This window comes from Massilia sp. CT11-108 (assembly GCF_047302915.1).
In the GTDB taxonomy this organism is placed as follows: domain Bacteria; phylum Pseudomonadota; class Gammaproteobacteria; order Burkholderiales; family Burkholderiaceae_D; genus Telluria; species Telluria orientalis.
Genome location: NZ_JBKYMO010000255.1, coordinates 1 through 8,200, shown reverse-complemented (window position 1 = coordinate 8,200; position 8,200 = coordinate 1). Strand labels below are relative to the sequence as shown.

The 8,200-nt window shown below is 64.2% G+C and carries 9 protein-coding genes; 5 read left to right on the top strand and 4 right to left on the bottom strand.

Features of this window, described 5'->3' with window-relative positions:
• The 4 genes from ACEN88_RS19250 to ACEN88_RS19235 form a co-directional block, all read right to left on the bottom strand.
• A partial coding sequence (locus tag ACEN88_RS19250; protein ID WP_413342088.1) for a sodium:solute symporter family transporter occupies nucleotides 1-799 on the bottom strand: 799 nt, incomplete at its 3' end.
• The gene (locus ACEN88_RS19245) at nucleotides 796-1,107 is read right to left on the bottom strand and encodes a DUF4212 domain-containing protein (RefSeq protein WP_413342087.1); all 312 of its coding nucleotides are present in this window, start codon (nucleotides 1,105-1,107) and stop codon (nucleotides 796-798) included. The genes ACEN88_RS19250 and ACEN88_RS19245, both read right to left, overlap by 4 nt.
• Nucleotides 1,079-2,644: a sensor histidine kinase N-terminal domain-containing protein gene (locus tag ACEN88_RS19240; RefSeq protein WP_413342085.1), complete on the bottom strand. Its 1,566-nt coding sequence runs from the start codon at nucleotides 2,642-2,644 to the stop codon at nucleotides 1,079-1,081. Before ACEN88_RS19240 ends, ACEN88_RS19245 begins: the two co-directional genes overlap by 29 nt.
• A complete protein-coding gene (locus ACEN88_RS19235; RefSeq protein ID WP_413342083.1) occupies nucleotides 2,641-3,363 on the bottom strand; it encodes a response regulator in 723 nt (240 codons plus the stop codon). Before ACEN88_RS19235 ends, ACEN88_RS19240 begins: the two co-directional genes overlap by 4 nt.
• A gap of 189 nt (nucleotides 3,364-3,552) precedes the next feature.
• On the opposite strand from ACEN88_RS19235, the gene recA reads away from it, so the two are divergent.
• The 5 genes from recA (at nucleotide 3,553) to sucD (ending at nucleotide 8,077) form a co-directional block, all read left to right on the top strand.
• Nucleotides 3,553-4,632 carry a recombinase RecA gene (gene recA / locus ACEN88_RS19230; protein ID WP_413342081.1) on the top strand — a complete coding sequence of 360 codons (1,080 nt, stop codon included), beginning with the start codon at nucleotides 3,553-3,555 and terminating at the stop codon, nucleotides 4,630-4,632.
• A gap of 8 nt (nucleotides 4,633-4,640) precedes the next feature.
• A complete protein-coding gene (recX, locus tag ACEN88_RS19225) occupies nucleotides 4,641-5,099 on the top strand; it encodes a recombination regulator RecX (RefSeq protein ID WP_413342079.1) in 459 nt (152 codons plus the stop codon).
• Between the two features lie 264 nt (nucleotides 5,100-5,363).
• Complete coding sequence (locus tag ACEN88_RS19220) at nucleotides 5,364-5,921, top strand: DUF2889 domain-containing protein (RefSeq protein WP_413342077.1); 558 nt, start codon at nucleotides 5,364-5,366, stop codon at nucleotides 5,919-5,921.
• A gap of 87 nt (nucleotides 5,922-6,008) precedes the next feature.
• Nucleotides 6,009-7,178, top strand: a complete 1,170-nt coding sequence (sucC, locus tag ACEN88_RS19215) for an ADP-forming succinate--CoA ligase subunit beta (protein ID WP_056124707.1) — start codon at nucleotides 6,009-6,011, stop codon at nucleotides 7,176-7,178.
• Between the two features lie 17 nt (nucleotides 7,179-7,195).
• Nucleotides 7,196-8,077, top strand: a complete 882-nt coding sequence (gene sucD / locus ACEN88_RS19210) for a succinate--CoA ligase subunit alpha (protein ID WP_413342075.1) — start codon at nucleotides 7,196-7,198, stop codon at nucleotides 8,075-8,077.
• Nucleotides 8,078-8,200 lie beyond the last annotated feature (123 nt).

Here is an 8,200-nt window from a genome sequence, read left to right as displayed (position 1 = left end):
GCGCGGCCAGCTTGGGCAGCACGGAGCCGTACGCGACCTGCGGCACCGGGTTGCCCGCGAATTTCATCGACAGCCAGATCGTCGGGATCAGGAAGGCGACGAGGATGATGATGTATTGCGCCACCTGCGTCCACGTGATGGCGCGCATCCCGCCGAGGAACGAGCACACGAGGATGCTGGCGAGGCCGAGGAAGATGCCGACCGAGAAATCGACGCCCGTGAAGCGCGACGCGATCAGGCCGACGGCATAGATCTGCGCGACGACGTACGTGAACGAGACGACGATGGTGCCGCCGACCGCGAGCGCGCGCACGATGCTGCCCTGTCGCGTGCCGGTCTCGCCGCCGTAGCGCGCGGCGAGGAAGTCGGGGATCGTGTATTGGGCGAAGCGGCGCAGGTAGGGTGCGATCAGCAGGGCGACGAGGCAGTAGCCGCCCGTCCAGCCCATCACGTAGGCGAGGGCGTCGAAGCCGTGCAGGTACAAGGTGCCCGCGAGGCTGATGAAGCTGGCCGCCGAGATCCAGTCGGCCGCCGTCGCCATGCCATTGAACAGCGCCGGGACCCGCCGCCCCGCCACGTAGTATTCGGACACGTTCGACGTGCGGCTGACGACGCCGATGATCGCGTACAGGACGATCGTCGCGAACATGTACAGGTGGCCGATCCACTGGCGCGGCATGCCCTCGTGTTCCAGGATCGCGAGCGCGCCCAGGAACAGCGCGAAGCACAGCGTGAACCACAGGTAGTAGCGGGCGAGGCGGCGGAAATAGCTGCGGGTCCTGGCGGCCGTTCCAGTCATGAACGGCCCTCCAGCGTGCGTTGGAAATCGCGGTCGAGGATGCGCATGCGCCAGGCGTACGCGCCGATGATGGTGAGGTACGTGAGCGACGCGCCCTGTGCCGCGAGGTAGAACGACAGCGGCCAGCCGAACACGGACAGGTGCGCCAGGTCGCGCGCGAAGAACACGGTGCAGAAGCTCGTCGCGAGCCACAGCGCCAGCAGCAGCGCGATCAGGCGGCGCGCACGCGCCCAGTGCGCGGCGCGCGCGGCAACGATGGCCTGACGCTCGCGATCGGGGTCAGAGGAAGGGGCGGTCTCGGTCGGCATCGGGGACTAGCGTGACGGTGGGCGGGAAGGTCAGCCGGAACAGGCTGCCCGGGAATTTCTTGTGCGTGCTGCGCGGGTTGTTGAAGATCTCGATGTCGGCGCCGTGCTGCTGCGCGATCTCGCGCACGATGGCGAGACCGAGGCCGGAGCCGGACGCGCTCGAGCCGAGGATGCGATAAAAACGTTCGAACACGCGATGGCGTTCGGACGGTGCGATGCCGGGGCCCGTGTCCTCGACTTCCAGCAAGGCCTGGTTGCCGTTGCCGATATTGGTCCCGCGCACGCGCACGGTGACGCTGCCGCCGGGTGGCGTGTAACGCAGCGCGTTGTCGATCAGGTTCGACAGCAGCTCGCGCAGCATCATGGCGCTGCCGTCGATCTCCGGCGGGTCGCCGATGACTTCGTAGCCGAGGTCGATCTCGTGCGCGAACGAGGCCTGCACCCAGTCCTGCACGACGTCGCGCGCCAGGGCGGCAAGGTCGAGCGGTTCCAGCGTCTGGCCCGCGTGCGGCTGGTTTTCCGCGCGCGCCAGCGCCAGCAGCTGGTTCACGAGGCGCGTGGCCGATTCCGAACTCTTGGCCAGCTGCTCGAGCGAGCGGTGGATCTCGTTCGGATCGACCTGGCGCAGCGCCAGCTCCGACTGCATGCGCATGCCCGCGAGCGGCGTCTTCATCTGGTGCGCGGCGTCGGCGATGAAGCGCTTCTGCGCGTCGATCGTGTGCGCGAGGCGCGCCAGCATGTCGTTCAGGGAGCCCACGAGCGGCGAAATCTCTTCCGGCACCTGGCGCGAATCGATGGGCGACAAATCGTCCGGCGGGCGCGCGCGGATGCGTTCCTGCAGCTGCGCGAGCGGCGACAGGCCCCGCGACAGCGCGAACCAGACGAGGGCCAGGATCACGGGCAGGATGATGAACTGCGGCAGGATCACGCCCTTGATGATCTCGTTGGCCAGCTGCGCGCGCTTGTCGAGCGTTTCCGCCACCTGCACGAGCGCGAGGCGCGGTTCCTGCGTGGCGTCCAGCAGCGGCTGCAAATTGACCCAGGCATAGGCGATGCGCACCGGCGTGCCGTGCAGGGTCTCGGTGCGGAAGTGCACGCGGCCGCTGCGCTCGGCGTCGTCGGGGTTCGGCGGCGGCAGGTCGCGGTCGCCGTCGACGAGCTCGCCGCGCGGGCCGCTGATCTGGAAATACACGCTGTCGACGTCGTCCGCGCGGAGAATGTCGCGCGCGGTGCCGCCCAGGCGCGCGACGACCTTGCCGTCGACCTCCTTGACCTGCTGCGCGAGCACCGTGACGCTGTCTTCCAGCGCGTGGTCGAACGGTTGATTCGCGATCGACTTCGCGACCAGGTACGTGATCGCGATGCTCATCGGCCACAGCAGCAGCAGCGGGGCCAGCATCCAGTCGAGGATTTCGCCGAACAGCGAGTGCTGGATGCTTTCTTCCGGCTCCGGCCTGGGCGGGACGTAGAGGTCGTCGACCGGTTCCGTGACGGCGAGCGGATCCGGTCCGGCCGCGCGCCGCTTGAACCGCTTCACTTCTGGCCGCTGGCCGCTTCGGCGCTCTTGCGGGCGCTGTCGCGGTTATTCTCGGAAAAGCGCTCGAGGCAATAGCCGAGGCCGCGCACGGTGGCGATGCGGATGCCGCCCGTCTCGATCTTCTTGCGCAGGCGGTGCACGTAGACCTCGATGGCGTTGTTCGACACTTCCTCGCCCCATTCGCACAGGTGATCGACGAGCTGTTCCTTAGACACGAGACGGCCCGTGCGCGCCAGCAGGATTTCCAGCAGGCCCAGCTCGCGCGCGGACAGGTCGAGCATCTGGTCGTTGATGGTCGCGCTGCGGCCGACCTGGTCGTACACGAGCGGGCCGTGGCGAATGACGGTCGAGCCGCCGCCCTGGCCGCGCCGGGTGAGGGCGCGCACGCGCGCTTCCAGCTCGGACAGCGCGAACGGCTTGGGCATGTAGTCGTCGGCGCCGGCGTCGAGGCCGCCCACGCGCTGCTCGATGGAATCGGCGGCCGTCAGGATCAGCACCGGCAGCAGCGAGCCGCGCGCACGCAGGCGGCGCAGCACGTCCAGGCCGGACAGCCTGGGCAGGCCGAGGTCGAGGATCAGGAGATCGAACTCCTGGGTCGACAGCGCCGTGTCCGCGTCCTGGCCGTTCTTGACGCAATCGATCGCGTAGCCGGACTGGCGCAAGGAGCGCGTCAGCCCATCGGCCAATACGCTATCATCTTCGGCTAGTAAAATACGCATCTTTTCCCCCGGCTTTCGTTGTTCGACCTTGTTCGTTCGCTTATTGTGTGTGAAGTTTCGCAACATGTCGAATCGGGCTAGCGATGGTAAATATCGCTTGCCAAAACCACTGGGATTTTATACAGTACTTCCTATTGAAATCGCGCGAGCGGCCCACACCTTGGTTCACTCTAGGACAGAAAGAAAGTTATGGACGATAAAAAATCCGCAGTAAATGCAGCCGAGAAGGCCAAGGCGCTGGCAGCAGCCCTCGCGCAGATCGAAAAGCAATTCGGTAAAGGCTCGGTGATGCGCATGGATACCAATGCGCCCGTCGAGGAAGTGCAAACCGTCTCGACCGGCTCGCTGGGCCTGGACATCGCACTCGGCGTCGGCGGCCTGCCGCGTGGCCGTATCGTCGAGATCTACGGGCCGGAATCGTCGGGCAAGACGACGCTGACCCTGCAGACCATCGCCCAGATGCAGAAGCTGGGTGGCACCTGCGCGTTCATCGACGCCGAGCACGCGCTGGACGTGACCTATGCGCAAAAGCTGGGCATCAAGCTGGACGAGCTGCTGATCTCGCAGCCGGACACGGGTGAACAGGCACTGGAAATCACGGACGCCCTCGTGCGCTCGGGCAGTGTCGACATGGTGGTCATCGACTCGGTGGCGGCGCTGACGCCGCGCGCCGAGATCGAAGGCGACATGGGCGACTCCCTGCCGGGCCTGCAGGCCCGCCTGATGTCGCAGGCGCTGCGCAAGCTGACCGCGTCGATCAACCGTACGAACACCCTGGTGATCTTCATTAACCAGATCCGTATGAAGATCGGCGTCATGTTCGGCAGCCCGGAAACGACGACCGGCGGTAACGCGCTGAAGTTCTACGCCTCCGTGCGTCTGGACATCCGCCGTACCGGCTCGATCAAGACCGGCGACGAGGTGATCGGTAACGAAACCAAGGTCAAGGTCGTCAAGAACAAGATCGCGCCTCCGTTCAAGGAAGCGCACTTCGACATCCTGTACGGCGAAGGCACGTCGCGCGAAGGCGAGATCATCGACCTGGGCGTGGACAACAAGATCGTCGAGAAGTCGGGTTCGTGGTACAGCTACGGTGGCGAGCGTATCGGCCAGGGCAAGGACAATGCCCGTATCTTCCTGAGGGAGCGTCCGGCACTGGCACGCGAAATCGAGAACAAGGTCCGCGCCGCCCTCGGCGTGCGCGAACTGCCGCCGGCCCCGGCCGGCAGTGCTGCGGTCGTGCCGGCAGCCATCGGCGACGACGAGTAATCGTCCTGATGCCGCGCCAGCAGCTGAGCCTCAAGGCTCGCGCGTTGAAGTATCTGTCGACGCGCGAGCACAGCCGGCTCGAACTGGCGCGCAAATTGTCCCGCTATGCGGAGGAGGGCGACGACGTCGAAGCCCTCCTCGATTTCCTTGAAAAGAACAACTGGCTGTCGCAGGAGCGGTTTGCCGAATCGCTGGTTCACCGGCGAGCCGGACGCTACGGTAATGCCCGGGTGCTCGCCGAACTCCAGCAGCATGGCGTCAATGGCGAAGCGTTCGACGAACTCAAGTCCGAACTGAAGGAATCCGAAACGGCACGGGCGCGTGACGTCTGGCGCCGCAAGTTCGGCAGGGTTCCGCGGGACGCCGAAGAACGCAGCAAACAGATGCGCTTCCTGATGCAACGCGGCTTTTCCCAGAGTGCGGTGCGTGCCGCGCTTAAAGGCGGCGATGACGAGGACGACCTCTGATCTCAGCATTGTGAATGTCCCACTGTCGTCTTGTTTATGACGGCGAGCTTGCGCTTTCGGCATCACAACTTCGCAACATCTCCCCTTATCTTCCCTGCAAAAACCCTTCTGTAACCGGGGAGACGGTGCACAGCCCGTTACCCTGTGCTAAACTTTCATGGTTTAAGCAGCGCCGCAAGAGCGGTTGTTGCCGTAGAAGCTGCGGCAACGTGCATCAGGCACAACGGCTGCAAATTTTTTCGCCGCATTCCGGCATTGGTGTTTATGCCCCTGTCTCCTCCCGCTCCGCGTAAGCCAAGGCACACGCGCGCCATTACCGTCGAAGCGTTCGCGCGCGACGATGGCCTGTGGGATCTCGACGCGTGCATCCGCGACACCAAGACGCATGACATTGCCCTGCCTTCCGGCTCCCGTCCGGCCGGCCTGCCGGTGCACGAACTCAAATTGCGGGTGACTATCGACCGCGACATGAACATCGTCGACGCCGAAGCCGCGTCCGATGCCGTACCCTATCCCGGTTTCTGCGACACCATCGCCCCTGCGTATAAAAAGCTCATCGGCTTGTCGCTGCTGAAACATTTCCGATTGCATCTGAAGGACCGCCTGTCCGGGGTACTCGGCTGCACCCACCTGACCGAACTCGCGCAAGTCCTGCCCACCGCGGCAATCCAGGCCTTCGCCGATGACGCGATGGCCAACCGCCCGGCCGATGCTTCGGCCGGGCGGCCTTACGAACTGGACCGCTGCCACGCGCTGCGCCTCGACGGCCCCGCCGTCGAAACGTATTACCCGCGCTGGTCGCTCAAGGCGGTGCCGGGGTAGTGTTGTCCGGAGTAGACTCCGGATTTGTCGCTTTATTTTTCAACCGTATTTCTAAACTACATCAGTAACAGAAGAAGGGAAGCCAGCATGAAAATCCATGAGTATCAGGGCAAAGAGATCCTCCGAAAATTCGGAGTGACCGTTCCGCGCGGCATTCCATGCCTGTCGGTCGACGAGGCTGTCAAAGCAGCTGAAGAGCTGGGCGGACCGGTCTGGGTGGTCAAGGCCCAGATCCATGCTGGCGGCCGTGGTAAAGGCGGTGGCGTGAAAGTCGCCAAGTCGCTGGAGCAAGTGCGCGAATACGCGAACCAGATCCTGGGCATGCAGCTGGTGACCCACCAGACCGGTCCGGAAGGCCAGAAAGTCCGCCGCCTGCTGATCGAAGAAGGCGCCGACATCAAGAAAGAACTGTACGTCTCGCTGGTCACCGACCGCGTCACCCAGAAAGTCGTGCTGATGGCCTCCTCGGAAGGCGGCATGGACATCGAAGAAGTTGCACACAGCAACCCGGAAAAGATCCACAACGTCGTGATCGAGCCGAGCGTCGGCCTGACCGATGCGGATGCCGACGACATCGCCCGCAAGATCGGCGTGCCGGAAGGCTCGATCGCCGCTGCCCGCGCGAACCTGCAAGGCCTGTACAAAGCGTACTGGGAAACCGACGCATCGCTGGCTGAAATCAACCCGCTGATCCTGACCGGCGACGGTAAAGTGATCGCCCTGGACGCCAAGTTCAACTTCGACTCGAACGCCCTGTTCCGTCACCCGGAAATCGTCGCCTACCGCGACCTGGACGAAGAAGATCCGGCCGAAGTCGAAGCATCGAAATTCGACCTGGCGTACATCTCGCTGGACGGTAACATCGGCTGCCTGGTGAACGGCGCCGGCCTGGCCATGGCCACCATGGACACCATCAAGCTGTTCGGCGGCGAGCCGGCCAACTTCCTGGACGTCGGCGGCGGTGCAACCGCCGAGAAGGTCACCGAAGCCTTCAAGATCATGCTGAAGAACCCGGGCCTGAAAGCCATCCTGGTCAACATCTTCGGCGGCATCATGCGCTGCGACGTGATCGCCGAAGGCGTGATCACCGCATCGAAGGCCGTGTCGCTGCAAGTGCCGCTGGTCGTCCGCATGAAGGGCACCAACGAAGACCTGGGCAAGAAGATGCTGGCCGACTCCGGCCTGCCGATCATCTCGGCCGACACCATGGAAGACGCAGCGAAGCAGGTCGTTGCCGCCGCTGCTGGCCAAGCCTAATTCGCAAAGGAAATAACATGTCGATTCTGATTAACAAAGACACCAAAGTCATCACCCAAGGTATCACCGGCAAGACCGGCCAGTTCCACACCCGCATGTGCCGCGACTACGCGAACGGCCGTGAAGCCTTCGTCGCAGGCGTGAACCCGAAGAAAGCCGGTGAGGACTTCGAGGGTATCCCCATCTTCGCGAGCGTCAAGGAAGCCAAGCAGAACACCGGCGCGAACGTCTCCGTGATCTACGTTCCGCCGGCAGGCGCCGCTGCCGCGATCTGGGAAGCCGTCGAAGCCGAGCTGGACCTGGCAATCTGCATCACCGAAGGCATCCCCGTCCGTGACATGATGGAAGTCAAGGACCGCATGGCCAAGGCCGGTTCGAAGACCCTGCTGCTGGGCCCGAACTGCCCGGGTCTGATCACGCCGGACGAGATCAAGATCGGCATCATGCCGGGTCACATCCACAAGAAAGGCCGCATCGGCGTCGTGTCCCGTTCGGGCACGCTGACGTATGAAGCCGTCGGCCAGCTGACCGCACTGGGCCTGGGCCAGTCGTCGGCAGTCGGCATCGGTGGCGACCCGATCAACGGTCTGAAGCACATCGACGTGATGAAGATGTTCAACGACGATCCGGACACGGACGCCGTCATCATGATCGGCGAGATCGGCGGCCCGGACGAAGCCAATGCTTCGTACTGGATCAAGGACAACATGAAGAAGCCGGTCGTCGGCTTCATCGCCGGCGTCACCGCGCCGCCGGGCAAGCGCATGGGCCACGCCGGCGCGCTGATCTCGGGCGGTGCGGATACCGCCGACGCCAAGCTGGAGATCATGGAAGCCTGCGGCATCAAGGTCACCAAGAACCCGTCGGAAATGGCTCGTCTGCTGAAGGCGATGCTGTAATCCTGCGGTTTCGGATCCGATGAAACGGGACGCTTCGGCGTCCCGTTTTTTTTTGGTGCGCCCAGCATGGGCGCACTCTTGTGGGTGGAAGTCCCGCCGCGAGCTGACCACAGCGAGCGAAGC

Bases quoted from the DNA above. Each gene is read 5' to 3' on its own strand.
- ACEN88_RS19245 (WP_413342087.1), bottom strand. From the start codon at position 1,107: ATGCCGACCGAGACCGCCCCTTCCTCTGACCCCGATCGCGAGCGTCAG.
- ACEN88_RS19235 (WP_413342083.1), bottom strand. From the start codon at position 3,363: ATGCGTATTTTACTAGCCGAAGATGATAGCGTATTGGCCGATGGGCTG.
- recA (WP_413342081.1), top strand. From the start codon at position 3,553: ATGGACGATAAAAAATCCGCAGTAAATGCAGCCGAGAAGGCCAAGGCG.
- recX (WP_413342079.1), top strand. From the start codon at position 4,641: ATGCCGCGCCAGCAGCTGAGCCTCAAGGCTCGCGCGTTGAAGTATCTG.
- ACEN88_RS19220 (WP_413342077.1), top strand. From the start codon at position 5,364: ATGCCCCTGTCTCCTCCCGCTCCGCGTAAGCCAAGGCACACGCGCGCC.
- sucC (WP_056124707.1), top strand. From the start codon at position 6,009: ATGAAAATCCATGAGTATCAGGGCAAAGAGATCCTCCGAAAATTCGGA.
- sucD (WP_413342075.1), top strand. From the start codon at position 7,196: ATGTCGATTCTGATTAACAAAGACACCAAAGTCATCACCCAAGGTATC.